Genomic DNA, 25,735 nt, shown 5'->3' with positions numbered 1-25,735 from the left:
GCGTCGGGTCGACAGGTTTAATGACGCATTGTAAACGCTGCATTGCGATGGTCGAGCAAAAATGGTCTGCGGTTTCACCCTGTAACACACGAGTTACACGCGACAAGCCCTGCAGCGTGCTATGGCGGCCATTGAAAGGATCACTCGGCGAGCGTTCTTCACCCCCTTTATAATGGCGAACTCGCACCTAACTACAGGTCACCGGCAGCAGTGCGTGGCATGCGGTTCGCCGCCACGAGCGACTTTCCACCGTCCGCGCGCTCAAGTCGATAAGAACCGTTTAATAGATCAACGCGGATCCACGCGGATCAACGGTTCGGCCCTAACCACAACGGATTGCTCTCATGTCATCGCCCAAACACGCAAAAGTGCTGATTCTCGGTTCCGGCCCCGCCGGCTACACCGCCGCTGTCTATGCGGCGCGTGCCAACCTGTCGCCATTGCTGATCACGGGCATCGCGCAGGGCGGTCAGCTCATGACCACCACCGACGTCGAAAACTGGCCCGGTGACCCATTGGGCGTGCAAGGTCCGGAACTGATGCAGCGTTTGCTGGAGCACGCCGAGCGCTTCAACACTGAAATTGTCTTCGATCACATCCACACCGCCAAGCTGACCGAACGGCCTATCCGCCTGATCGGCGACTCGGGTGAGTACACCTGCGACTCGCTGATCATTGCGACGGGTGCATCGGCGCAATATCTGGGCGTGCCGTCGGAAGAAGCGTTCATGGGCAAGGGCGTGTCCGCTTGCGCAACGTGCGATGGTTTCTTCTACAAGAACGGCGAAGTTGCGGTGATCGGCGGCGGCAACACGGCCGTGGAAGAAGCGCTGTACCTGGCGGGTATCGCTAAGAAGGTGACCGTGGTGCATCGGCGCGACAAGTTCCGCGCCGAGCCCATCCTGATCGATCGCTTGCTCGCGAAGGAAAAGGAAGGCCTGGTCGATATCAAGTGGAACCATGTGCTGGACGAAGTCACGGGTGACGCTTCCGGCGTGACCGGCTTGCGCATCAAATGCACCGACACCGGCACGACCAGCGACGTGCCGCTGCAAGGCGTGTTTGTTGCAATCGGCCACAAGCCGAATACGGACCTGTTTGTCGGCCAGCTCGAGATGAAAAACGGCTACATCATCACGACCGGCGGCCTGCAAGGCAACGCAACGAGCACGAGCATTCCGGGCGTGTTCGCGGCCGGCGACGTGCAGGATCACATCTATCGCCAGGCTGTCACCAGCGCCGGCACGGGCTGTATGGCCGCACTCGATGCTCAGCGGTACCTTGAAAGCATCAACGAAAATCCCGCCGTGCACTCGATGAGCGCCGAAGCGGAACGGTAAGCGACGGGAAAGGCAGCGCGGACTGATTGACACGCTAAGCTCCGCCTGTATTCTGAATACGCTCCGGTTCGCCGGGTACAAAGCAATGAAACGCCGGTGGCGATCCCTTGGATCGGCCGGCGTTTTTTCGTTTTGAGCACCGTCGATGCTGGATGAAAACGGTTAAGAAAACACCCGACGCGCCGATTTTTCCCCTTCCCATGTTAAAAAGGGTTTCCGGAAGCGGCGAGAACCGTGTTTCGCCGCCGTGCATTTTCTTCAACCGTGCAATGCCCAAGAACCTGCCCCATCCGAACGAACCCAAGCTGAGACGCCAGCGCGACTCCACGTCTGCGTCTGCTATCGCCGCCGCTTCGCCCAAGGCCGGTGCGCCAACGCCGGAAGAATTGTCGGCGGCCTTGAAACGCGATGGCCTCGCCGGGCTCGGCACCCTGCGCCGCTCTCTCGAAGCGGAAGCCGCCAAACGCAAGATACAGCGCGCCGCCGCCGTGATGGCCGAACGCGAAACCGTGGCGGACGCGGACGTGTTCCGTCGTTCGATCGGTGAGGTGGCGCCGCTCAAAGTCCCGCCCCGCATGCCGCTGCCGCGCGTGCCGCCGTCGCCGCTGCCACTCCAGACGCGCCTGGATGAAGAAGCCGTCCTGCACGAAGCGCTCTCCGATGAATACGATCCCGAAAGCCTGCTCGATACCGACGACACCCTCTCCTACTGCCGCCACGGCGTGCGTCAGGAAGTGGTGCGCAAGCTCCGGCGTGGCGCGTGGATCGTGCAGGCGCAACTCGACCTGCACGGCATGCGGCGCGAGGAAGCGCGCGAGGCGTTATCGGAATTTATCCGTGAAGCGGTGAAACGCGGGCTGCGCTGCCTGCGCGTGATCCACGGCAAGGGACTTGGGTCGATCGGACGCGAACCGGTGCTCAAGGGCAAAGTGCGCGCGTGGCTCGTGCAGAAAGAGGAAGTGATCGCATTCTGTCAGGCGCGGCCGCACGACGGCGGCGCGGGCGCCGTGCTCGTGCTGCTTCAGCCCGGCGGCTCGCCGCAGCATCACAGTCATCCGCAAGACCGGGATTCCGATCAGCGGCGCGACCAGCGAAAGGGGCTGTAAACGTGCATCCCAGGCTCACGCTGGCCATCTCGATCATGGAGGCGTTCGCGATCTTCGCGTATGCGATTTCCGGGTTGATCGAAGCGAGAAAGCGCCGGCTGGATGTTGTCGGGGCCTTTCTGGTGGCGCTCGCCACCGCTTTTGGCGGCGGCACGATGCGCGATGTGCTGCTCTCGCGCCGGCCGTTCTACTGGGTCCAGCATCAGGACTATGTGATCGTCATCTTCCTCATGGCGATTTTTGCGCCGTTGCTGCTGCGCACGACCACACGCCTGTTCGATCAGCGCGCGCTGCTGATTGCAGACGCCATCGGACTGGGCCTGTTCAGCATTTCGGGGACGTCGATTGCACTCGATGCGCAGATGCCCGCGTTCACGGCAGCCATGATGGGCGTGATGACGGGGGTGTTCGGCGGCATCATGCGCGACGTGCTGTGCAACGAGGTGCCGCTGATCCTGCGCGATTCGCGCCCCTATGCGGTGTGTGCGCTCGCGGGTTGCTGGCTATATCTCGGACTGGACTGGCTGGGGCTGGAAGGGGTGTACAACGTGCTGGTATCGACTGGGTTTATATTGATCGCACGGCTGGCCACACTCAAGCTGGACGTCCGGCTGCCCCATTGATCCGTCGCGGTCGGGACGCCGGCCCTGCAGCCCCGCCCACGCGTGCCAGCGAAAGCCGCCTGCTATTTGCTACAATCTCTCTTCGATTTTCGCCTTATTTACGGCGCTGCAGTACGTCAAGTCGTTACGTCAACTCCACCCCAACGGTCGATCGACCCGCAGACTGAACATGAACATCGAGCAAGCGCGTTTCAACATGATCGAACAGCAGATCCGTCCCTGGGATGTGCTGGACCAGGACGTCCTGAACCTGCTGTCGATCGTCAAGCGTGAAAATTTCGTTCCGGCCGCGTATCGCAACATCGCGTTCGCGGATCTCGAAATTCCGCTGCCCGCCGGCCAACACATGCTGTTTCCGCGAGTCGAAGCGCGGGTGCTGCAGGAACTTGCCGTGAAAAAACATGAAGTCGTGCTGGAGATCGGCGCTGGCTCGGGTTACATGGCGGCGCTGCTCGCGGCCCGTGGCCGTTCTGTCACCACCGTCGAAATCGAGCCCGAACTCGCGAAGCTGGCCGCAGAAAACCTGGCGGCGAACGGCGTGTCGAATGCGCAGGTCGTGCTCGGTGACGGCGCACTCGGCTGGAAAGAGAGCGAACCCTACGACCTGATCTGCGTCTCGGGCGGCCTGCCGGTCTTGCCGCAGGAATTCCTCGATCAATTGAAGATCGGTGGCCGGCTGGCAGCGTTTGTCGGTGGCGCGCCGGTCATGAAGGCGCAGATCATTACGCGCGTGGACGAAAAGCAATTCCGCGTCGCCGATATCTTCGAAACGCTGATCCCGCCGCTCAAGAACGCTGTGCAGCCGTCGCGCTTCAAGTTCTGATACGACGGCCTGGTTTCACGTTCGGACTCGCCCTGGAGCTAGTTTTGGCCTCATTGCGGCGAGTCCGAAGCATCAAGTTGCAAGCTGCATATTTGTCTGTGCGGGTAGCACTGGAGGGCCGCCCGGCTCGCCGTCGCTAACCACTTTCACCGGAATCCCATGCAAAATCTGTCCGCACCCGAACTGGCCGAATGGCTCGCCGATACATCGCGTCCCGCCCCTGTCCTGCTCGACGTTCGCGAACCATGGGAAATTCAAACCGCCAAGCTCCCGAATATTGTCGTCATCCCGATGCGCGATATCCCGGCCCGCAGCGAAGAACTGGACGACGAAGCGCAGATCGTCTGCATCTGCCACCACGGCGCCCGTAGCGCGCAGGTCGGCATGTTCCTGGAATCCCGCGGCTTTACGCACGTGTTCAACCTGTTCGGCGGTATCGACGCATGGTCGCGTCAGGTCGACCCAACTGTTCCCACGTACTGATCCGTCCGCTTTCGCTTTAGCGTTCTCGTTTTAGTCGCTCTGCCCTCCGCTCACCGGTCCCGGACGAATCCCATGCGCCCGATGTTCGCACTCGCGCTATGCAGTCTCGGCGCCGGGTTTGCATGCTCGCCGGCTTCGGCCGTGAGTCTCAACCAGCTTTACGACGAAGCGCTTGAAACCGACGCGCAGTTGCAGAGCGCCCGCGCCGGCCTCACCGCCGACAGCGAGCAATTACCCCAGGCCCGCGCGAAACTGTTGCCGCAACTCTCGGCGACGGCGACCGCCAGCGAGCAGCGCACCGAATTCGGCGGCGGTTTCCCTGCATCGACGGGCAACAGCAACGGTTATACGGTTTCGCTGACGCAACCGCTCATTAACGTCGCGAGCTGGCAAGGTTATCAACAAGGACAGATTGCCCTGACGTCCGCGCAGGCGCAGTTCGCAGCCGCCCGTCAGGACCTGATCGTGCGGCTTGGCCAAGCGTACTTCGACGCCCTTTCCGCGCAGGACAGCGTGGCCATCGTGCGTTCGCAGAAGGCATCGATTGCCGAGCAGCTTGAATCGGCGAAACGCTCGTTCGATGTTGGCCAGTCGACCATCACCGATACCAACGAAGCCCAGGCCAAATACGATCAGGCGATCTCGCAGGAAATTGCGGCGCAGAACGATCTTGAGGTGAAACTGGCGGCGCTGGAACAGATCGTCGGGCATCCGGTGACGCGGGTGGACGGCCTCGCACGCGGCGTGACGCTGCCGCCGCCCGTTCCCGCCGACATGCAGCAATGGGTCGATATGGCACGCGACGCGAACTATCAGGTCGTGCTCAAGCAACTGTCCGTGGCAAATTCGCAGCGCGAGACATTGAAGGCGAAGGCCGGTCATTACCCGACGCTCGATCTGATCGCAAGTTACGGGAAAAACAGCCTGGGCGCGGCGGGCGCCGGCAACTTCGGCGGGAATTTCGGCGGCGGTTTTGGGAGCGGCGCGAATACGCTTTCGCCGGAGGTTCCGGCAGCGGCAGCCGAACTGGGCAATTACGGCGCGTATTACACCAACGCGACCGTGGGCGTTCAGCTCACTATTCCCTTGTACGAAGGCGGCGCGACGCAGAGCCGCGTGCGCCAGACACTTGCGCTGGAAGACAAGGCGGCAGCGGATCTGGACGCGGCGCGGCGTTCGGCGGCGTTATCGGCGCGACAGGCGTTTCTGGGGGTATCGAGTGGACTTGCACAGGTCCGCGCGCTCGAAACGGCTGAACAGTCGGCACGGACGTCGCTTGAATCGAATCTGCTGGGGTATCAGGTGGGCGTGCGGATCAACATAGATGTGCTCAACGCACAGGATCAGCTCTTTTCGGCACGGCGCGATCTCGCCAAAGCCCGCTACGACACGCTGATCAATTCGCTGAAGCTGAAAGCATCAACAGCGAGCCTGACCGATAGCGATGTGCTCTCGCTCAACATGCTGCTCTCGCCCACCGACGATACCGCGCTGACCGCATTGCCGGTGGCGCCAAGCGTGCCGCATCCGGGTGCGGCGGCGCGTAAAACGAATGCGGTTGGCCGCCGCCAGATGCCGCAATAAAAAACCGCGGGTATCTTTCTAATTCGAAAACGAAAGAAGCCAGCGGTTTTTCTCAAAGCCCGACAAACTCAAACTACATTCATTGCCAGCGCGCTCTCGCGATAGTGCAGGCTCGCTTTTTCGCTATCGCCGAGTTGCTCATGCAAACGAGCCAGCGCCCGATGCGTGCGAATCTTCAACGGTTCGTTATCGGCGAGCTTCAATGCCGACTCCAGGAACGCCTGCGCCTTGCCCCACAACTGCTGATGCAGGCACAGCCGCCCAAGCGTGAACATCAGGTCCGCGTCTTCGGTGCGCTCCTTCTGCCATGCTTCGGCGCGCTGGATCAACGGCAATGCGTCGCCCGGTGACGCGCAATCCGGGTAACGCCGCAACAGCCGCGCGTCCCAGTTGTGATTCAACGCTTCTTCAACAATCTTGCGCGCGTCGTTCCTTCGATCCAGCGCGATCAGCAATTCGGCGGCAAGGTCAGCAAGACGAGGCGATTGCCGTTCAGTTGCCGATAACGACTGCCAGAACTCCAGCAAAGCGTCCGGATTGTGCCTTCGGTCACGCAGCAGATTTTCCGCCGCGACCTGACGCAAACGCACCGCGACCGCAGGATGCAGCGCCTCGCGTTTCTCCAGCGTCTTGACCAGTTTCAGCACTTCGCCCCAGTTCTTCAACTGCTGCTGTGCGCGCAACGCAATCTGCTGCGCACGCAGACGCCGGCCGCCCTGCGCCTGCATTTCGGTCAGCGCAACCAGCGCGCCGTCCGCATCGCGGCCATCGGCGCGCATGTCGGCGGTGGCCATCAACCGAGCGTCCTGCCAGTCGCTGTCCTGCACCTTGGCGAGCCATTCGTCGCGACGCGCGTATTCGTTCATCTCGTGCGCCGCCTTGGCGCCGATCAGCCCGGCCGCACCCGCATTTTCATCGGCGATAAGGGAATCGCGCGCCGATTTCTCCGCCTTCGAAAAACGTCCCGCATACAAATGGCCGATGGCATCGCGTAACGCCGCATTGGCCTTCGCGAGCCGCGAGCGGGTCCGGTACGCCGACACCCGTTGCGGCATTTTCAGCACGCTGCGAACGGCGCGAAGCACGGCGTAGATCACGATGAACGACACGACCAGCGCCACCACGAACAGATTCAGCGATATATCCACCCGATACGGCGGCATGACCAGCAGCACTTGCCCGCCGTCGAAGACGCCAACGAGCGCCAGGCCCGCAGCTGCCGCGAACAGCAGCACAAACCAGATGAGTCCGCGCATCGTCATCATCCGCCTCGCTTGAACTGGTGGACGGCCGCGAGACTCGCGTTCAGATCGGGCACGGTGACCGCGAGCGACGCCTGATCGACTTGCTGCACGAGCGCACGAACTGCCTTGACCTTGCCCGAGGACTGGTCGAAATACCGGCCGAGCGCGGTGTCGGCGGCGTGAAGATCCGACTTGAGCGCGGGTTCACTGCGCGACAACAGCGACAAGCGCGCCGACAACAACCGCAGCTTTACGTTTTCGCGCACGAAATAACCTTCGTCTGGCGATGCAAGCATGGCGTCGGCGTTATCGATGCGACGTACCGTCACCAGGCTCGACAACTGTTGTCCAATACCACTCGCAACCTGCTCCAGCCACACTTTCCAAACCGGCTGGCCAGTCTTTGCTGCGATAGCGGCCGTGTCGCGCGGGGTATCGGCGTGGGCCGTGGCCGGTGTGATCGGCGCTTCGCCCGCCAGCGGCAGGGAATCGATCTGATCGATTGCTGTATCGAGCTTGATGGCCAGTCCGGTGAGATCGGTGGACGGCGTTGCGTGCAGCTTGTCCATGTCCAGCGCGATGGCCTTGCGGATCGTCACGATCTGCGGGCCGGTGGTGGCTGCAAGGCGCGTGTCCGCGCTTTGCAGCGCAAACAGCGCGAGCTGGACATTACCGGTGAGCTGCAACTGCTGGCTCGCGCTGGAGAGGATCTGCTCGACTTCAGCGAGCGTCCAGTCATCGCGATTGCTCGCCAGATCCTGGTATTGCTGTTGCAGCGCCTGGCTTTGCGCCTGCGCGTCGGTGAGTTTGCCCTGGAACTGGATGATCTGCGTGTTGATGGCTGACACGGAACTCGCGGCCTCATCGGCCTGTGCGCGCAATGCGGCCGTTTGCGTGTCGTTCGCTTGCAGACGTTGCGCGAATTGCGTGTCGCGCTGATCGAACTTGCGGTTGAGCATGAAACCACCCACGCCCGCGACCACCACGACAATCAGCAGCACCAGCCACAGCAGCGCCGTGCCCGCGCCGCCACCACCACGCTGTTTCGGCGGCTGAGACTCGTAAGGAGTAAACGGCGTGTTCGGCGGCAACGGAGGCGTTGACGTGGTGGACTGCGAGGGGTTCTTACTCGAATCGATCGAATCAGTCATGCGTGATTGAGCCGGTTGGTGAGCCGGCGTTGAAGCCGGCCTGGAATCCGTCGGCGCGGACTCCTGGTTGGTTTGACTGGATTGGCTGAACGGCGCTGCCGTCGAGGCCTTGTATCCATGTTCCTGCGCTTTTGCAACCTGCGCCTCGGATTCTCGTTCAAGTTCTTGTTGTTTCGCGAAGATGCCGCCAAGCGCCTGCACGATACGCTCATCGCCTGCGCCGGACACCGTAATCCTATCAAAACCCGCTTGCCGCGCGGCCTCGGCAATACGCGGATGCGGCGTGACGAGCGGCGCGTGCTTGAGCGTGAGGGTTTCATCGACGGTGAGATGTTCGCGGGCAAGCTCTTCAAGATTGCGCACACCTTCCGAGCTGGTCAGCAGCCACGCGTGCGGAACGCCTGCGAGAAGTGCATGGATGCGTTCCCAGTCGCGCATGGACGGTTCCGGCACGATCCGCCGGTACGCCGCGACCTTCTCCACTTTCGCACCCGCTTCGCTGAGCGCGTCCGCCAGCCACTCGCGGCCACCGTCGCCGCGCACGATCAGTACACGTTTGTCCTTGAGACCATCGTGGCCGAAATGCGCTTCGATAGCCGCATGCAACGCCTCGGAATCGTAACGAGGGTCCGTGGGTGTTTCGGTCACCGTTGCGCCGGCCGCCGGACTGATGATCGTATAGGCCGGTGCCGCCACGCCTTGCCGGGCGAGCGCAGCCACGCTACCGGGGCCTACTACGCCAATCGGTATCTGCAAAGGCCACGCTGAACTGAGCGCGGCAAACGCGTGATCGATCGCATTCGGCGACACGAACAGCACCAGCGCAAAGCCAAGCGGCGCAGGCGCGTACAGCTCGCCGAGCGCGGCATGCAGCGGCGCGGCATCGGCCACCGGACCGATATCGATGAGCGGAAATTCGATTGACTCGAAACCGGCTTGCTCCAGAAGCCCGAGCAGCACGGTCGACTGACCCAAAGGACGCGTGACGACAACAGCCGGTCGCTGCGTTGGCCCTTGTGCCGATGACGGGGCAGATCCTTGAGGGCTCGCCATCAGTCGGCGGGCGTTGCAGCAGGAGGAATACGCGCGCCGCTCGCGGTGCTCAACTCACGGACGATATCCATTGCTCCCTGCGCTTCGAGTTCGGCGGACACGCGGCTGCCGAGGTCCAGCGCAGCCTGTACGTCAGCGGCCTGGGCGGAGCCTTCGGCGCGCAAGACCCGCGTGCCGTCGACGGTCGATACACACCCGCGCAGATGCAGCACGCCATCTCGCCAGTCCGCATAGGCGGCGAGCGGCACTTCGCAACTGCCGCCGAGCGAGCGCGACACCATCCGTTCAGCTTCGACAGCGGAGGCTGTCGCTTCATGGTGCAAGGGCGCGAGCCACGCGGCAAGATTGTCGCGACCGGAGCAAATCTCGATACCCAGCGCGCCCTGCCCTGCAGCCGGCAGGCTGATTTCGACCGGCAAACTGGCCCGAATCCGTGACTCGAGGCCAAGGCGTTTCAACCCGGCGGCGGCCAGGATGATTGCCGCATAATCACCGCGATCAAGTTTGCCGAGCCGGGTATCGAGGTTACCGCGCAACGGACGGACATCGAGATGAGGGAACTGCATGCGCAGCATGGCTTCGCGACGCAAGCTGGACGTCCCCACAATGCTTCCTTCAGGCAGTTCCTCGAGCGATGCATAGTGCGGCGAGACGAAGGCATCGCGAGGATCTTCGCGTTCGAGGATCGTGCTCAGCGTGAAACCCTCGGGCAGTTCCATGGGCACGTCTTTGAGCGAATGCACGGCCAGGTCGGCGCGGCCGTCGGCCAGCGCGGCTTCCAGTTCCTTGACGAACAGGCCCTTGCCGCCGACCTTCGATAAGGTCCGGTCGAGAATCTGATCGCCGCGTGTCGTCATTCCGAGGATTTTGACGTCGCAAGATGGATATAATTTGTGCAGCGCAAACCGCACGTGCTCAGCCTGCCACATGGCTAGACGGCTTTCCCGCGAGGCAATGACCAGAGTGTCGGGCGGTGGCGTGGAAGGCGTCTCGAAGTTCATTGCAAAGTCAATCGGATGACGGGATGGATAACAAACAATGGTAGCACGCACGCCATTGCCCAATTACAGTCGTTCCCCGCGCCCGAGCGCCACGGCACGGGCTTCGAGCAAGGCGGCAGGACGGAGACAGCAAGGGTGTGCCGCAGCGCGCGGCATCGCCGGGGCACGCATTTTATCGCGTGACCGCGGCAGGGCGCCTTCGCCATCTCGGGTTCCATCCGCTACGGTGTAGTCAGGCATGGCAAAGCAGTCGAACGTCGCACCGGCCGGCGGTCTCGCGCCCTTTTTGTACTTTCGGCGCCCGGCCGCCTCGGTATCCTGTCTCTGGTTTTCAAGAGGAATTCAACGTGACGTCTCCCGGATCGGCGCGCAACGCCCGCCCCCGCCGCAACGCTGTATCGAAGGATGCTTCTTCCGCCGCCCCCGCTACGGCCCCCGGTACGGCTCCCGCCGTACGTAGCCGCGCGGCCACGGTCGCCAAGGTGTCCCAAACCGCCACCTCCGTGAAAAAAACGGCTGCGGCCAAGACCAGCAAACGCGTGACGAACGGCCGCGCTGCCGCCGCACCCGTTGGCAAAGCCGACAAAGCGCCCTCGCGCACGCGCGACATCAAGGACCATCCGCTCTTCGAAGACATCCGCTATCTCGGCCGCCTGCTCGGCGACGTGGTGCGCGAGCAGGAAGGCGACGAGGTGTTCGATGTCGTGGAAACGATTCGTCAGACGGCTGTGAAGTTTCGTCGCGAGGAAGACAACGAGGCGTCGCAGACGCTTGAAAAACGCTTGAAATCGCTCTCGCCCGAGCAGACGGTGAGCGTTGTGCGCGCGTTCAGCTACTTCTCGCATCTTGCGAATATTGCCGAGGACCGGCATCACAACCGGCGCCGCCGGATTCACGCGCTCGCCGGTTCCGCGCCGCAGCCCGGCACGATGGCCTATGCCATCGAACGCCTGAAGGCGAGCCCGAATGCGAAGAATGCGAAGTCGGCGAAAGCGACGCTGCAAAAATTCTTCGATAACGCGCTCATCGTTCCCGTGCTGACCGCCCACCCGACCGAAGTCTCGCGCAAGAGCATCCTGGATGCGCAGCACGAAGTCGCGCGGCTGCTGGCCGAGCGCGATCAGGAACTGACCGCGCGCGAACGGGCGCACAACGAAGCCATGCTGCGCTCCCGTGTCACGTCGCTTTGGCAAACGCGGATGCTGCGCGACGCCCGCCTGACCGTCGCCGATGAAATTGAAAACGCGCTTTCGTATTACCACGCGACGTTTCTCGAAGAGATCCCTGCGCTTTACGCCGATATCGAAGGCGCGCTGGCCGAGCACGGCCTGCCCGCGCGCCTGCCGCCGTTCCTGCAAATGGGTAGTTGGATTGGCGGGGACCGCGACGGCAATCCGAACGTCACCGCACCTACGCTAGTGCACGCCATCACGCGCCAGGCCACGGTGATCTTCGAACATTATCTCGAGCAGGTTCACAAGCTGGGCGCGGAATTGTCGGTGTCGCATTTGCTGGCCGGCGCGAGCGATGCACTGAAGACACTTGCCGATGCATCGCCAGATTCATCGCCGCATCGTATTGATGAGCCGTATCGGCGTGCATTGATCGGCGTGTATGCACGGCTGGTGGCAAGCGCCGACCAGCGCCTTGGAAATGGCGTGGTCCCGGCGCGCAGTCGTCATCCGGCGAAACCGTATGCGTCGGCGGCGGAATTCGGCGCAGACCTCAACGTGCTGATCGAATCGCTCGCGGCGCATCACGGCGAGTACTTGTCCGCGCCGCGCTTGTCGCCGCTGGCGCGCGCGGCCGAGGTGTTCGGCTTCCATCTGGCGAGCATCGATTTGCGTCAGAGCTCGGATATCCACGAAGCGGTGATCGCGGAACTGCTTGCACGTGCAGGCGTTCAGGACGAATACGCCGCGCTGCCCGAAGCCGACAAGATCGCGTTGCTGCTGAGCGAACTGGCGCAACCGCGACCGCTGCGTCTGCCTTATTTCGATTACTCCGATCTCGCCAAGAGCGAACTCGGCGTGCTGGAAACGGCGCGCGTGACGCGTGAGAAATTCGGTACGCGCGCGGTGCGCAACTACATCATTTCGCACACGGAAACCGTCAGCGATTTGCTCGAAGTGATGTTGCTGCAGAAGGAAACGGGCTTGCTGCAGGGACGGCTGGGACACGCCAAAGATCCCGCGCACGATGGCCTGATGGTGATTCCGCTGTTCGAAACCATCGCCGACTTGCGCAATGCACCGCACATCATGGGCGATTTTTTCGCGCTGCCGGGCGTGAGCAAGCTGGTCGAACTGCAAGGCGGCGAGCAGGAAGTGATGCTCGGCTACTCCGATAGCAACAAGGACGGCGGCTTTCTCACATCGAACTGGGAGCTGTATCGGGCGGAACTGGCGCTGGTCGCCTTGTTCAAGCAGCACAAGACCACGCTACGGCTCTTTCATGGCCGTGGGGGTACGGTCGGACGCGGAGGCGGCCCGACGTATCAGGCAATCTTGTCGCAACCGCCGGGTACCGTCGACGGCCAGATCCGCACGACCGAGCAAGGCGAAGTGATCGCGAGCAAGTTCGGCAATGCGGAGATCGGGCGCCGCAATCTTGAACTCGTGGTGGCCGCGACGCTCGAAGCGTCGCTTCTGCCGCACGAAAACACCCCGGCGCAGTTGCCGCTGTTCGAAGCCACCATGCAGACGCTGTCGGATTCGGCCATGGCCGCGTATCGCGCGCTGGTTTATGAAACGCCCGGCTTCAAGGAGTATTTCTTCGAGTCAACGCCGATCTCGGAGATTGCAGAGCTGAACATCGGCAGCCGGCCGGCATCGCGGAAACTGCAGGACCCGAAGCAACGCAAGATTGAAGATCTGCGGGCGATTCCGTGGGGCTTCTCGTGGGGCCAATGCCGCCTGCTTCTCACCGGCTGGTATGGCTTCGGCAGCGCGGTGACCGGTTACCTCGATAGCGCTCCCGACGCCGCCGAACGCACCCGCCGTCTCGGCACGCTCAAGAAAATGCACAAGACCTGGCCGTTCTTCGCCAATTTGCTGTCGAACATGGACATGGTGCTGGCGAAGACGGACATTGCGGTGGCATCACGTTACGCGCAGCTTGTCACCGATAAAAAACTCCGCAAGCACGTGTTCGGCCGGATCGTGGCGGAATGGGAGCGAACGTCGAGCGTGTTGTCGGAGATCACCGGGAACAATGAGCGGCTTGCAAATAATCCGCTGCTCGCACGGTCGATTAAAAACCGCTTCCCGTATCTGGATCCGCTGAATCACTTGCAGGTGGAGTTGCTGAAACGCCATCGTGCAGGGGATGACAACGTGCGGCTCGGACGGGGGATTCATTTGACGATTAATGGGATTGCGGCGGGGTTGCGTAATACGGGGTGATCCAGCAATAGCAACATGATCGTTTCATCGATAAAGCCGGCTTGTGTACGTCACAGCCGGCTTTTTTCATTGCCTGTCCGAGGGTCAAGCGTCGGGGCGTCGGGGCGTTGGCGCATTTGATGTGCGGTGTACTTCCGCGGCAAAGCCTCGTCGAATCAGAGCGACGATCATGACCGCGGAGAACCGGGCGTGCCGGCAGCTTGCTCACCGCGCCTCTTCATCGCTACTCGTTTTCGTCAGTATTTTCCTACCTGCCGCACCGCTACAATGGGCCCCCTCTTGTACCGGTACAAGTTGCGCGGTTATTCTGGTATCCACACTACCTGAACCGCCGTCAGATTTTTCATCGTACGTATTAAGCCCCATGCCCTTGTCACCCACCGCCACCGCCAGCAAAACCGACGCTGCCCCGCCACTCGACGCCACGCCAGCCCGCGCGCTTGGCGACTTCATTCGCGCACATCGGGAGCGGCTGTCGCCCATGGCCGTCGGCTTGCCGCCCGGCCCGCGCCGCCGCACGCCCGGGTTGCGGCGAGAAGAAGTCGCCCAATTGTGCGGCGTCAGCCCGACCTGGTACACGTGGATCGAACAGGGACGGCCAGTGTCCGCGTCCGCCGACGCGCTTGCGCGCATCGCCGTGGCGTTGCAGTTATCACGGGCCGAACGCGCTTATCTCTTCGAACTAGCCGCCCAGCGAGACCCCGCCGAACCCGATCCGGCGGCACAGGACGCGCCGGCTGCGCTGCTGAAATCGGTGGAACTGATCGACGCACCCGCCTACGTCCTCGACCGGCAGTGGAACGCGTTGCGCTGGAACGCGCGCGCAGCGGAATTATTCGTCGGCTGGCTGGACGGCGTTCAGGACCGTAATCTGCTTAGCTTCACATTTACAGCGCCGGGGGCGCAGAGCTTGATCGTCGATTGGGAGACGCGCGCGCGAAGGCTGGTAGCGGAGTTCCGGGCGGATTCGATCCGCCATCTGAACGATGCTCCCACGCGAGCGCTGATCGATTCGCTCAGTGCCGCCAGCGATGCGTTCGCGCGTTTTTGGGCGTCGCAGGACGTCGGCGAACGGGAAGGCGGTACGCGGGAATTCAATCATCCAACCCGCGGACGCCTGGTGTTCGACCAGATTACGTTCAAGCCGGCGCATCGGGAGGATTTGAAGTTAGTGATGCTGGTGGGCTCTGACGTGACGGAACGCACCCGAGAGTAGCTGGACGACGCCTGTCCACGTGCTCCCTCGAGGACGGTGACGCTAGTCAGGTACCGCGGGCCGCTCAAAACGATGACCACCGGCGAACGCGGACGCATACGCGTAAGGCACACGAACCTCGACTATCGGCACGCTTCTGAATCGATAGCCCAAAAAAATGCCCGACCTGGCCGGCCGGGCAAAGCCGCTTCTCCCCGGCAGGGCCGGAGGAGAACGGGGACACATGGTGAACTTCGCGTGCTGCGCCTGATTATTTCGCGCGCTACGAGGCTCGTATCCGTTGTTACGTAGGCGCAAGCAAAACGGATGCATCCGGATGCAAAAAAACCTGCGCGGTTCGTATCGACTATTTCGGTAAGATCAATCGCGTCGCCCACCCGACCGGTCCCATGACAACGACACTCCCCCACGACCCGACTCCCGACACCCTCGTGCAACTACTCGATCGTGTCGCCAGCGAAGATGCCGCCGCGTTGCGCGCGCTCTACGATTTAACTTCCTCGAAACTGTTTGGCCTCGCGCTTCGTATATTGGTGAAGCGTGAGTGGGCCGAAGAAGTTTTGCAGGACGCGTTCGTCAATATCTGGCGATACGCGGGCGACTACAAAGCCGGCCTGTCCGCGCCGATGACCTGGATGGCGGCGATTGTCCGCAACCGGGCTCTCGATTATTTGCGGCGGCAAAAGGCCAACGGGGCAAGCGCCGAAACAGAATGGAGCGATGCGTTGGACGATACCTTGCCGGCAAACGAGGCAGATCCCTCCGAGCAGATGTTGATGAGCCAGGAAGCGCGGCAACTCGCCATCTGCATGGCGCGGCTCGAAGCGAATCAGCGACAGGCCGTGGCGCTTGCCTATCTGCGCGACCAGAGCCACAGCGAAGTGGCCGATGTCTTGAAAGTACCGCTTGGCACAGTGAAGTCGTGGATTCGGCGCGGCCTCGAAAAACTTAAAACGTGCCTGGGAGGTCTGTGATGGATCTGCATCGATACGCAGGCCTGGTCGATCAGCTTGCTGCCGAGTACACGCTCGGCGTGTTGCGCGGGGGGTCGCGAAGACGGTTTGAAGCTATTTCGCAGCACGATCCGGCGATTCGCCTGGCCGTCGAAACCTGGCGTTTGCGGCTGGAGGCCATGACCGAGCTCGGGGCCGCAGTCGCGCCGCCGCCGGAGATCTGGCCGGCTATCGAGCGGCGCCTGAATCTGGTGAACGCCCGGCGCGATGCGGTGGCCGCCCGGCCGGTTCCGTCTGCTGCCCCGGTTACTCGACCAAAGCCGAACTGGTTCGAAAACCTCTCGTTCTGGCGCAGCTGGTCGATCGCCGCCACGGCCATCGCGGCGATTGCGCTCGTCGTGTCCATTCGCGAGCTGTCTACCGTCGCGCCCGTTCCTGCCCCCGTGCCCGCGCCGCAAGTCGCTGAGGAACCGCGGATTGGTTATGTGGCTACGCTTGCCGATGACAAGTCGAACGCGAGGATGCTGGTGACGTGGGACGATCGGACTTCCGAAGTCACCGTGCGGCGTTTGAGCGGCTCGTCGGATCCATCCGACAAGTCCATGCAGCTCTGGGGCCTGCCCAAGGAAGGGCACCCGGTTTCGCTCGGCGTGCTCCCAGTCGGGGGGACCGCGCGATTCAAGGCGGCTTATGTGAATGCGTATCCAATACTGGCTGTGTCCGTGGAGCCTGTCGGCGGATCGCCGAATCCGAATGGGCCGACCGGCCCGGTCGTCTATACGGGTAAGGTGATTCCAGCGGCTTGACGGTTGTCGTTTGATCAAGGGGCGTCGCGAGGCGCCCCTTTTCTTTTTGTGCCTTGCATGCGCGTGGCGAACGCCCGCTTTCCCCCGTTCGATGGTTACACGTTCCCATTGCCTGTAAAATCGCCAATTCCGCGGGTTTCTATCCGGATTGCGCTACGCCCGGCCGCCTGCCACACGACTTTCCGCCCTCTTACGAACATCACTATGACGTCCCAACTGCACAAAAAAGGCGAAGCCTGGTCGGCTCGCTTCAACGAACCAATGTCCGATCTGGTCAAGCGCTATACGTCATCGGTGTTCTTCGACAAGCGCCTCGCGCTCGTCGATATCGAGGGATCGCTGGCCCATGCCGCCATGCTGGCCGCGCAAAAGATCATCGCCGATGCGGATTTCCAGGCCATCCAGCAAGGCATGACGCAGATCCGCGGCGAAATCGAACGCGGTGAGTTCGAGTGGAAACTGGACCTGGAAGACGTGCATCTGAACATTGAAGCGCGGCTGACGGCGCTTATTGGCGATGCCGGCAAACGCCTGCACACCGGACGCTCGCGCAACGACCAGGTAGCAACCGATATCCGCCTGTGGCTGCGCGGTGAGATCGACCGGATTGGTGAATTGCTGATCGAATTGCGTCGTGCGCTGATCGATATTGCCGAGCAAAACGCCGAAACGATCATGCCCGGCTTTACGCATCTGCAAGTCGCGCAGCCGGTGACGTTCGGCCATCACCTGCTGGCTTACGTCGAAATGTTCAGCCGCGACAGCGAACGCCTCCTCGATTGCCGCAAGCGCGTGAACCGGCTGCCGCTCGGCGCGGCGGCGCTGGCTGGAACAAGTTATCCGATTGATCGGCACGCTGTTGCCAAGACGCTCGGCTTCGATGGCATCTGCGCGAACTCGCTCGACGCGGTGTCGGATCGCGATTTCGCCATCGAATTCACCGCGGCTGCCGCGTTGATCATGACGCACGTGTCGCGCTTCTCCGAAGAACTCGTGCTGTGGATGAGCCCGCGAGTTGGGTTTATCGACCTGGCTGACCGTTTCTGCACCGGCTCGTCGATCATGCCGCAGAAGAAGAATCCGGACGTGCCCGAACTGGCGCGTGGCAAGACGGGTCGCGTGAACGGACATCTGATTGCTCTGCTGACGCTGATGAAGGGCCAGCCGCTTGCGTACAACAAGGACAATCAGGAAGACAAGGAACCGCTGTTCGATACCGTCGATACCGTCTCCGATACCCTGCGCATCTTCGCCGAAATGGCAGCGGGCATCACGGTGAAACCGGAAGCCATGCGCGCAGCGGCGTTGCAAGGTTTTTCGACGGCGACAGATCTCGCGGACTATCTGGTGAAACGCGGCCTGCCGTTCCGCGATGCGCATGAAGCGGTAGCGTTAGCCGTGCGGATCTGTGTGGACCGCGGCTGCGATCTGGCCGATCTGACGCTCGATGAAATGCGCGCGGAATTGCCGAACGTGGCACGGTTGATTGGCGACGATGTGTTCGAATACCTCACGCTGGAAGGCTCGGTCGCCAGCCGGAATCACGCCGGTGGAACCGCGCCTGAGCAGGTTCGGGCGGCGGCGAAGGCGGCTCGGGCGGCGTTGGGGTAAGTAGGCGGCTGGCTGCGCACAGCTCGAGACCAGTAGCGATCGTAGCTAATTTGGCTACGATCGTAGCCGATCTGGCTACAGTCACGCCCGGTGATTGCGCGGTGGCATGCATTCAACCATGTTGTTTCCGGTACGCCCATGATCATCCGCCCCAAGCTCAACTGGTTCCGCATGCTGTTCGTCTGGCGCGGGTCGGTACTGCCGCATTTGCTGCCACGCCTCGCATTGATCTTCGTGTTGTCGATCGCGGCCATCGTAATGCACGACAACGTGCGAAATTACCCGGTCGGACTCGGCACGCCGCCGTTCGCGCTGGTTGGCATCGCGCTCGCCGTGTTCCTCGGCTTTCGCAATAGCGCGAGTTATGAGCGCTGGTGGGAAGGCCGCAAGCTGTGGGGTTCGCTGCTGATCCACGGCCGCTCGATCGCGCGGCAGGCGCTGACGTTGCCGCGCGGCGTAAAAAGCGAAGAGACGCGCGAGTTCATCGCGGGAATCGGCGCACTGGGTCACGCGCTGCGTCACGAAATGCGCCGCACCGACCCCCTCCCCGATCTCGCCACGCGCCTTCCGACCACGCTTTATCAACGCGTCGTTCAAGTGCAATACCGCTCGTCCCTGATCCTGCGATGGCTCGGCGAATGGTCGGGCGCACGCGCTCGCGAAGGCGCGCTCGACGGCTACGGCGTGCTTGCCTTCGAGCAGAATTTGAACGAGTTGTCCGCGGTGATTGGCGGCTGCGAGCGGCTGGCTTCGACGCCGCTGCCGTTCTCGTATTCAGTGATGATCCACCGGACCGTTTATCTGTTCTGCGTGATGCTGCCATTCGGGCTTGTCGATGGTGCTGGTTTGCTCACACCCTTGTTCGCGCTGCTGGTCGCGTACGCGTTTATGTCGCTGGAGGCGATTGCGGCGCAGATCGAAGATCCGTTCGGCCTGGAAGAAAACGACTTGGCGTTGACCGCGCTATGCGACTCGCTGGAAACCGCGCTTCACGATATGGCCGCCGATCCCGCCTTCACCCGACCACCGAAGGCCTTGCCGGAACCGGGCGTGGAAGAACGGCTGTTTATCGTTACCTGAGAGGCTGAGGAGCCAGAGCGCACCGACCACCAATGACAAAGGCCCGCAAATGCGGGCCTTTGTCATTCCTACGTTCTCACGCCGTCAAATCAACGCTCAAGCTGCACGCAATCGACGAAATATTCGATACGTCCGTTGATCATCTCCCCGACCAGCCCGTGGATATCCGTATGGAAGCCCGGGAAGCGTTCGTTGAACTCACGTGCAAAACGCAAATAATCGACGATCGTCTTGTTGAACCGCTCGCCCGGAATCAGCAACGGAATACCCGGCGGATACGGCGTCAACAGGATGCTGGTCACGCGCCCTTCGAGTTCATCGATAGGTACACGATCGATCTCCCGATGCACCAGCTTTGCATACGCGTCTGACGGCTTCATGGCCGGTTCCATGCTGGAGAGATACATCTCGGTGGTCAGTCGGGCGATATTGTTGGCCCGATAAACGCTATGGATCTGCTCGCAAAGATCCTTCAATCCCATGCGCTCATACGACGGATGCAGCGCAATGAAGTCCGGCAACACACGCCACAAAGGCTGGTTGTTGTCGTAGTCATCCTTGAACTGCTGCAACTCGGTGACCATCGAATTCCAGCGGCCTTTCGTAATGCCGATGGTGAACATGATGAAGAACGAATACAGCCCGGTCTTCTCCACGATAATCCCGTGCTCCGCCAGATATTTCGTCACGATGGCGGCCGGAATCCCGGTCTCGCCAAACTCGCCGTCCACGTCGAGTCCGGGCGTGATGATGGTCGCCTTGATCGGATCAAGCATGTTGAAGCCTTCGGCAAGCGCCCCGAAACCGTGCCAGCGGTCGTTCGGCTTCAACACCCATTCCTCACGATCGCCAATGCCTTCTTCCGCGAGCGCTTCCGGTCCCCACACCTTGAAGAACCATTCGTCGCCGTATTCGTCGTCGACCTTGCGCATGGCACGGCGGAAATCGAGCGCCTCCGCAATCGACTCCTCCACCAGCGCCGTGCCGCCCGGCGGCTCCATCATGGCCGCGGCCACGTCGCAGGACGCGATGATCGCGTACTGCGGGCTCGTGGACGTGTGCATGTGATACGCCTCGTTGAAACGATGCTTGTCGAACGTGCTGTTCTCGGAGTCCTGAACCACGATCTGCGACGCCTGCGAAATCCCCGCGAGCAGCTTGTGCGTGGAGTGCGTGGCGAACACCAGCGCGCCCGTACGCGGACGCCCCGCGCCGATCGCATGCATGTCCTGATAAAACTCGTGGAACTCGGCGTGCGGCAACCAGGCTTCGTCGAAGTGAAGCGTGTCGAGCAGGTCGCCAAGCAGATCCTTGATCATCTCGACGTTATAGATAACGCCGTCATAGGTACTTTGCGTGATGGTCAGGATGCGCGGCTTTGCGTTCGGATTTTTCGCCAGCGCCTCGCGCGTGAACGGATTCGCTTCAATCTTCTTGCGAATGTTTTCCGGCTTGAATTCGTCGCGCGGGATCGGTCCGATGATGCCGAAGTGATTACGCGTCGGCGTCAGGAAAACGGGAATTGCGCCCGTCATGGTGATCGCGTGCAGGATCGACTTGTGACAGTTGCGGTCGACCAGCACGATGTCGCCCGGCGCAACCGTCGCGTGCCAGACAATCTTGTTCGATGTCGACGTGCCATTGGTCACGAAGAACAAATGGTCTGCGCTGAAAATGCGCGCCGCATTGCGCTCGGACGCGGCGATCGGCCCGGTGTGGTCGAGCAACTGGCCGAGTTCATCCACGGCATTGCAGACGTCCGCCCGCAACATGTTCTCGCCGAAGAACTGATGGAACATCTGCCCGAGCGGGTTCTTCAGGAATGCCACGCCGCCCGAATGCCCCGGGCAATGCCACGAGTACGAACCCTCTTCCGCGTACTGCACGAGTTCCTTGAAGAACGGCGGCGCCAGCGCGTCGAGATAAACCTTCGCCTCGCGAATAATATGACGCGCGACGAACTCCGGCGTGTCCTCGAACATGTGAATGAAGCCGTGCAGCTCGCGCAGGATGTCGTTGGGCAAGTGCCGCGACGTGCGCGTTTCGCCGTACAGGAAAATCGGGATATCCGCGTTTCGTCGTCGCACCGCCTGCACGAACGCGCGCAACGCGACAATAGCGGAGGCCAGCTCCGGTGTATCGCCTTCAGCCAGCACCACGTTGTTGTCCGCGTACGGCAGCAGCTCGTCGTCGTCGATCGACAGGATGAAGCACGACGCGCGGCTCGATTGCTGCGCGAACGACGTCAGGTCGCCGTAACTCGTCAGTCCAAGCACCTCGACGCCTTCGCCCTCGATCGCTTCGGCAAGGGCGCGGATGCCAGAACCCGAAATGTTCTCGGAGCGAAAATCTTCGTCGATGATGACGACGGGAAAACGGAACTTCATGCGGCGAATCTCCAAATGGAACGACCGCTGACCGAGTTAAGCATGCTCGATTCCAGCGGTCTTTCAAAAAGTGTTGCAATGACGTTTCTAATGGATAAGACCCGTCAGGTTTTCGGCAGCGTTACGCCGACTTGCCCTTGATACTTGCCCCCACGATCGGCGTATGAAGTCTCACAGATCTCATCGCTTTCAAAGAAGAGAACCTGCGCCACGCCTTCGTTCGCGTAGATTTTGGCAGGCAATGGTGTCGTATTCGAGAATTCGAGCGTCACAAATCCTTCCCATTCGGGCTCGAACGGCGTCACGTTCACAATGATCCCGCAGCGCGCGTACGTGGATTTACCGAGACAAACCGTCAGGCACGAGCGCGGAATCCGGAAATACTCGACCGTCCGGGCAAGCGCGAAGGAGTTCGGCGGGATGATGCAGACGTCGCCCTTGAAGTCGACGAACGATTTCTCGTCGAAATTCTTCGGGTCGACAATCGTGGAATTGATGTTGGTGAAGATCTTGAATTCGTCTGCCACACGAATGTCATAACCGTAGCTGGACGTGCCATAGCTCACGATCTTGCGGCCGTCTTCAGACACCCGCACCTGATCTGGCACGAACGGCTCGATCATGTTGTGCTCTGCGGCCATGCGCCGGATCCACTTGTCGGACTTGATGCTCATAGGGAACGCTACCCAACGAAAGAGGCGGCTTGAGAGAGGCCGCCGGGCTTGAAACAGGGCGTGGCCGGAGACTCGGGATGAATGCAGAAGCACGCCGAAGCCAGCCAGACCAGACGAGAAGCGGGTATTTTACTTGATGCGCCGGCTGCGCGACGCGGCTATGCCAACTGGCCGGGTCACGCGCCGCAACAGCCTGATTTCATTGAAAGATGAAGATCACTGCCGGATCACGCCGCACGCGAGGGCGGGACCGGCGCCGTGCGGAACCATGGCGTAGCCGTCCGCGGTGTCGCGATGAAGCACGATGGCCCGCGACAACACGGAACGCACGCCATCGAGCGACACGTCCGGCGCGACGATGAAGCCGGTCGCCGTGCCATTCGCGTCGGCACGAATGCTGGCCAGGTCGCCTTCCACCTTGGAGCCGGAGTCGCTGCGTTCGGACGCGGGCGCGAATACGGGGCCACCGTCGGACGAGGCCGGGATGATGCAATCGCCGCGTTCATGGATCTGCAGCGCGTGCTCGCTATTGGGCGGCATGCCCGACAGGTTGTAAGACACCTGGACGCCGTCTGCGCGTTCGATGAACGTGACCGTGCCGGTCGCCCCATTGCCGCCGGTCGGCTGCAATGTGGCATCGGCACGTTTTTCGTGGTTCTGGAACAGAAGGCCGCAGCCACCGAGCAGCATGACACTCGCCAACACGCTGACAGTCGTGCATACAGCCGTGCTCAAACTCAGTATCAGGCTCGGGACCGGGTGTCTCGCGGCAGGCGCGCTGCGCGATTCAGGCCCGTCGAATCTTTGTTTCATGCGATCCTCATGGCGACCCGCGACCACCCCGTGTGTTCACCTGGCCGCGCCAATCAAGGCGACATGATACCGCGACACGCGCCGCGAAAATCGCCCGCGTCCTCGTGCCGCCTAAGTGTTTTGCACTACGATGCTGGGGAACATCGAGGTCATGTCGCGCTGGCGTTCGGCAATCGAAATAGCGATCTTGCGCGCGATCGATCGATAGGCCTCGGCAATCTTGCTGTCCGGCTCAGAGATCACCGTCGGCTGGCCCGCATCGGTTTTCTCGCGGATCGCGATATCGAGCGGCAAGTGGCCGAGCACCGGCACGCCATATTCCTTCGACATGCGCTCGCCCCCGCCCGCGCCGAAGATATGCTCTTCGTGACCGCAATTCGAGCAGATATGCGTGCTCATGTTCTCCACGATCCCCAGGATCGGGATGCCCACCTTCTCGAACATCTTCAAGCCCTTCTTGGCGTCGAGCAGCGCGATGTCTTGCGGCGTGGTGACGATCACCGCGCCCGTCACAGGCACTTTCTGCGAGAGCGTGAGCTGGATGTCGCCGGTGCCGGGCGGCATGTCTACCACCAGGTAGTCGAGGTCTTTCCAGTTGGTCTGGCGCAGCAATTGTTCGAGCGCGGACGTGACCATGGGACCGCGCCATACCATCGGGTTGTCCTGTTCGATCAGGAAACCGATCGAGTTGGCCTGGATGCCGTGGCCGATCATGGGGTTCATCGACGTGTTGTCGGGCGATTCCGGACGGCCGCTGATGCCGAGCATCATGGGCAGCGACGGGCCGTAGATATCCGCGTCCAGCATGCCGACCGACGCGCCTTCCGCGGCCAGCGCGAGCGCCAGGTTCACGGCGGTCGTGCTCTTGCCGACCCCGCCCTTGCCCGACGCAACCGCAATGATGTTCTTCACGTTCGGCAGCAGCTTCACGCCGCGCTGGACGGCGTGCGCGATCACTTGCGACGCCACCGTGACCTGTACGCCGGCCACGCCCGGCACGCCAGCGACGGCGTTCGCCACAAGTGTGCGGATGGCCTCGAACTGGCTTTTCGCCGGATAACCCAACACGATGCTCACCGTGACATTTGCCCCGTCCACGGCCACGCTGCGGATGCTTTTCGTGTCAGCAAAAGTGCGGCTAGTATTGGGATCGATCAAACCGCCAAGCGCGGTATCGATCTGGGCGCGATCAAGACTCATCGAAACTCCAGGGGAACGCTTTTTGCTCTGGCGGATCGAATGTTCCGCACGCAAAGTATGAAATTGAAAGGAATTGTTGCATCACGTTGCGCCGCAGCACTGGGCGATGCACTATCCGACGCTGCCATGATTCGGGGACGCATCGTTATAATCGCTTGAATCCTTGGCCGTATTGTAGTGGCAGCCGTTACGACGCGCCGGAAGACCCTACGGGGCTCCCTTCGGCCTGTCGGTGCCGGCTTTGTCTGAATTGGTATCCTGGAGAATGAACAAATGAACTCGAAAATGATGACCCGCTTGACTGTAATCGCCCTTGCGGGCGCGCTTGTCGCCGGCTGCGCAACCCAGCAAGGCAATAACGCGGCTGTCGGCACCGGCATCGGTGCGGCGTCGGGCGCGGCGCTTGGCGCAATCTTCGGCGGCGGCAAGGGTGCGGCCATCGGCGCGGGCGTAGGCGCAGCGGCGGGCGGTATCACCGGCTACAACTGGCAGGCCATCAAGGGCAAGCTGACCGGCGCAACGCAGGGCACGGGCACGCAGGTGACGGAACAGCCGGATGGTTCGCTGAAGGTCAACATTCCGAACTCGATTTCCTTCGATACCAACAGCTATGCCATCAAGCCCGGTTTCGCACCGGTGCTCGACCAAGTCACGCAAACGCTCACGCAGCATCCTGAGCTGATCGCGCAAGTGGTTGGACACACGGACAGCACCGGCCAGCCGGCATACAACCAGACACTGTCGCAAAACCGTGCACAAAGCGTGGCTTCGTATCTGGCTAGCCATGGCGTGGCAGGTCAGCGTCTGTCGGCGCAAGGCATGGGCCAGACGCAACCTATTGCTGACAACAGCACTGAAGCCGGCCGTGCGCAGAATCGTCGCGTGGAAATTTACCTCCGTGCGACCGCCCAGCCAGGTCAAGTTCAGTAAGACGCTTGATTTACAAGGGGGAATGACGCTGTAGCCAGGGTCGGAGATTCAATTCGCTTCGCGACGAAATAGCAAACTCGCAGCAAACCCGTCGCGAACATGAAAAATATTTGAAACTTTGCTCCTGCTGTCCGGGTCTGTATTAACGGTAGGTGGCTGGCTTTGCCGCCACGTGCCATTCTCCTCTTGTCGTTGTTGCTCCGGGGCCGTTAATCGCCCCGGTTTTTTTTCGTCTAAATTTTCGAAGGAGAAC

General features: G+C 61.7%; 22 protein-coding genes. 14 read left to right on the top strand and 8 right to left on the bottom strand.

Features of this window, described 5'->3' with window-relative positions; genetic code table 11:
- Positions 1-344: 344 nt before the first annotated feature.
- The 6 genes from trxB to FH08_RS0115070 all read left to right on the top strand — a co-directional run bounded on the left by trxB (position 345) and on the right by FH08_RS0115070 (position 5,959).
- Positions 345-1,340 carry a thioredoxin-disulfide reductase gene (gene trxB, locus FH08_RS0115095; RefSeq protein ID WP_031359121.1) on the top strand — a complete coding sequence of 332 codons (996 nt, stop codon included), beginning with the start codon at positions 345-347 and terminating at the stop codon, positions 1,338-1,340.
- 269 nt (positions 1,341-1,609) lie between these two features.
- Positions 1,610-2,446, top strand: coding sequence for a Smr/MutS family protein (locus tag FH08_RS0115090; RefSeq protein ID WP_031359120.1), 837 nt, complete (start codon positions 1,610-1,612; stop codon positions 2,444-2,446).
- Positions 2,447-2,448: 2 nt separating this feature from the next.
- Positions 2,449-3,069: a trimeric intracellular cation channel family protein gene (locus FH08_RS0115085; protein WP_031359119.1), complete on the top strand. Its 621-nt coding sequence runs from the start codon at positions 2,449-2,451 to the stop codon at positions 3,067-3,069.
- 169 nt (positions 3,070-3,238) lie between these two features.
- Positions 3,239-3,892 carry a protein-L-isoaspartate O-methyltransferase family protein gene (locus FH08_RS0115080; protein WP_031359118.1) on the top strand — a complete coding sequence of 218 codons (654 nt, stop codon included), beginning with the start codon at positions 3,239-3,241 and terminating at the stop codon, positions 3,890-3,892.
- Between the two features lie 159 nt (positions 3,893-4,051).
- Positions 4,052-4,375 (top strand): rhodanese-like domain-containing protein, encoded by a 324-nt coding sequence (locus tag FH08_RS0115075; RefSeq protein ID WP_031359117.1) that lies wholly within the window; start codon positions 4,052-4,054, stop codon positions 4,373-4,375.
- 72 nt (positions 4,376-4,447) lie between these two features.
- Entirely contained in the window at positions 4,448-5,959 is a 1,512-nt protein-coding gene (locus FH08_RS0115070; protein WP_031359116.1) for a TolC family outer membrane protein, read from the top strand.
- Positions 5,960-6,027: 68 nt separating this feature from the next.
- Here the strand turns inward: FH08_RS0115070 and FH08_RS0115065 are convergent, their stop codons facing one another.
- From FH08_RS0115065 to hemC, 3 genes are read right to left on the bottom strand one after another with little or no spacing between them, the layout of a single operon-like run.
- Complete coding sequence (locus FH08_RS0115065; protein WP_031359115.1) at positions 6,028-7,221, bottom strand: heme biosynthesis protein HemY; 1,194 nt, start codon at positions 7,219-7,221, stop codon at positions 6,028-6,030.
- Complete coding sequence (hemDX, locus tag FH08_RS0115060; protein WP_051888290.1) at positions 7,221-9,407, bottom strand: fused uroporphyrinogen-III synthase HemD/membrane protein HemX; 2,187 nt, start codon at positions 9,405-9,407, stop codon at positions 7,221-7,223. The genes FH08_RS0115065 and hemDX overlap by 1 nt, the downstream gene beginning before the upstream one ends.
- Entirely contained in the window at positions 9,407-10,408 is a 1,002-nt protein-coding gene (hemC, locus tag FH08_RS0115055) for a hydroxymethylbilane synthase (RefSeq protein WP_031359113.1), read from the bottom strand. Before hemC ends, hemDX begins: the two co-directional genes overlap by 1 nt.
- 347 nt (positions 10,409-10,755) lie before the next feature.
- Between hemC and ppc the strand changes: the two genes are divergently transcribed.
- The 6 genes from ppc (at position 10,756) to FH08_RS0115025 (ending at position 19,478) form a co-directional block, all read left to right on the top strand.
- On the top strand, positions 10,756-13,812 hold the full coding sequence (gene ppc / locus FH08_RS0115050) for a phosphoenolpyruvate carboxylase (protein WP_031359112.1): 3,057 nt from the start codon (positions 10,756-10,758) through the stop codon (positions 13,810-13,812).
- A gap of 364 nt (positions 13,813-14,176) precedes the next feature.
- Positions 14,177-15,028, top strand: a complete 852-nt coding sequence (locus tag FH08_RS0115045; protein ID WP_031359111.1) for a helix-turn-helix transcriptional regulator — start codon at positions 14,177-14,179, stop codon at positions 15,026-15,028.
- Positions 15,029-15,417: 389 nt separating this feature from the next.
- Positions 15,418-16,002 (top strand): sigma-70 family RNA polymerase sigma factor, encoded by a 585-nt coding sequence (locus tag FH08_RS0115040; RefSeq protein WP_031359110.1) that lies wholly within the window; start codon positions 15,418-15,420, stop codon positions 16,000-16,002.
- A complete protein-coding gene (locus tag FH08_RS0115035) occupies positions 16,002-16,787 on the top strand; it encodes an anti-sigma factor (RefSeq protein ID WP_031359109.1) in 786 nt (261 codons plus the stop codon). Before FH08_RS0115040 ends, FH08_RS0115035 begins: the two co-directional genes overlap by 1 nt.
- A gap of 204 nt (positions 16,788-16,991) precedes the next feature.
- Positions 16,992-18,398, top strand: coding sequence for an argininosuccinate lyase (gene argH, locus FH08_RS0115030; protein WP_031359108.1), 1,407 nt, complete (start codon positions 16,992-16,994; stop codon positions 18,396-18,398).
- 138 nt (positions 18,399-18,536) lie between these two features.
- Positions 18,537-19,478, top strand: a complete 942-nt coding sequence (locus FH08_RS0115025; RefSeq protein WP_051888289.1) for a bestrophin family protein — start codon at positions 18,537-18,539, stop codon at positions 19,476-19,478.
- 89 nt (positions 19,479-19,567) lie between these two features.
- On the opposite strand, the gene FH08_RS0115020 is transcribed toward FH08_RS0115025, so the two are convergent.
- Both FH08_RS0115020 and dcd read right to left on the bottom strand, forming a co-directional pair.
- Positions 19,568-21,865, bottom strand: coding sequence for an arginine/lysine/ornithine decarboxylase (locus tag FH08_RS0115020; RefSeq protein ID WP_031359106.1), 2,298 nt, complete (start codon positions 21,863-21,865; stop codon positions 19,568-19,570).
- A 104-nt stretch (positions 21,866-21,969) separates the two neighbouring features.
- Positions 21,970-22,539 (bottom strand): dCTP deaminase, encoded by a 570-nt coding sequence (gene dcd, locus FH08_RS0115015; RefSeq protein ID WP_031359105.1) that lies wholly within the window; start codon positions 22,537-22,539, stop codon positions 21,970-21,972.
- Between the two features lie 81 nt (positions 22,540-22,620).
- Here dcd and FH08_RS54010 point away from each other — a divergent pair, with 81 nt between their 5' ends.
- Entirely contained in the window at positions 22,621-22,752 is a 132-nt protein-coding gene (locus FH08_RS54010) for a hypothetical protein (RefSeq protein WP_268810829.1), read from the top strand.
- Between the two features lie 3 nt (positions 22,753-22,755).
- Here the strand turns inward: FH08_RS54010 and FH08_RS0115005 are convergent, their stop codons facing one another.
- The gene (locus tag FH08_RS0115005; protein ID WP_051888288.1) at positions 22,756-23,229 is read right to left on the bottom strand and encodes a superoxide dismutase family protein; all 474 of its coding nucleotides are present in this window, start codon (positions 23,227-23,229) and stop codon (positions 22,756-22,758) included.
- Between the two features lie 234 nt (positions 23,230-23,463).
- On the bottom strand, positions 23,464-24,552 hold the full coding sequence (apbC, locus tag FH08_RS0115000) for an iron-sulfur cluster carrier protein ApbC (RefSeq protein ID WP_031359103.1): 1,089 nt from the start codon (positions 24,550-24,552) through the stop codon (positions 23,464-23,466).
- Between the two features lie 273 nt (positions 24,553-24,825).
- Here apbC and FH08_RS0114995 point away from each other — a divergent pair, with 273 nt between their 5' ends.
- A complete protein-coding gene (locus FH08_RS0114995) occupies positions 24,826-25,482 on the top strand; it encodes an OmpA family protein (RefSeq protein ID WP_031359102.1) in 657 nt (218 codons plus the stop codon).
- A gap of 48 nt (positions 25,483-25,530) precedes the next feature.
- Here the strand turns inward: FH08_RS0114995 and FH08_RS53385 are convergent.
- Positions 25,531-25,735: hypothetical protein (locus FH08_RS53385; RefSeq protein WP_235210373.1), on the bottom strand; the 205-nt coding region annotated here is incomplete at its 5' end.

It is taken from the genome of Caballeronia sordidicola, from assembly GCF_000729995.1.
Taxonomy (GTDB): Bacteria; Pseudomonadota; Gammaproteobacteria; order Burkholderiales; family Burkholderiaceae; genus Caballeronia; species Caballeronia sordidicola_A.
This window is presented reverse-complemented; position numbering and strand designations above follow the sequence as displayed.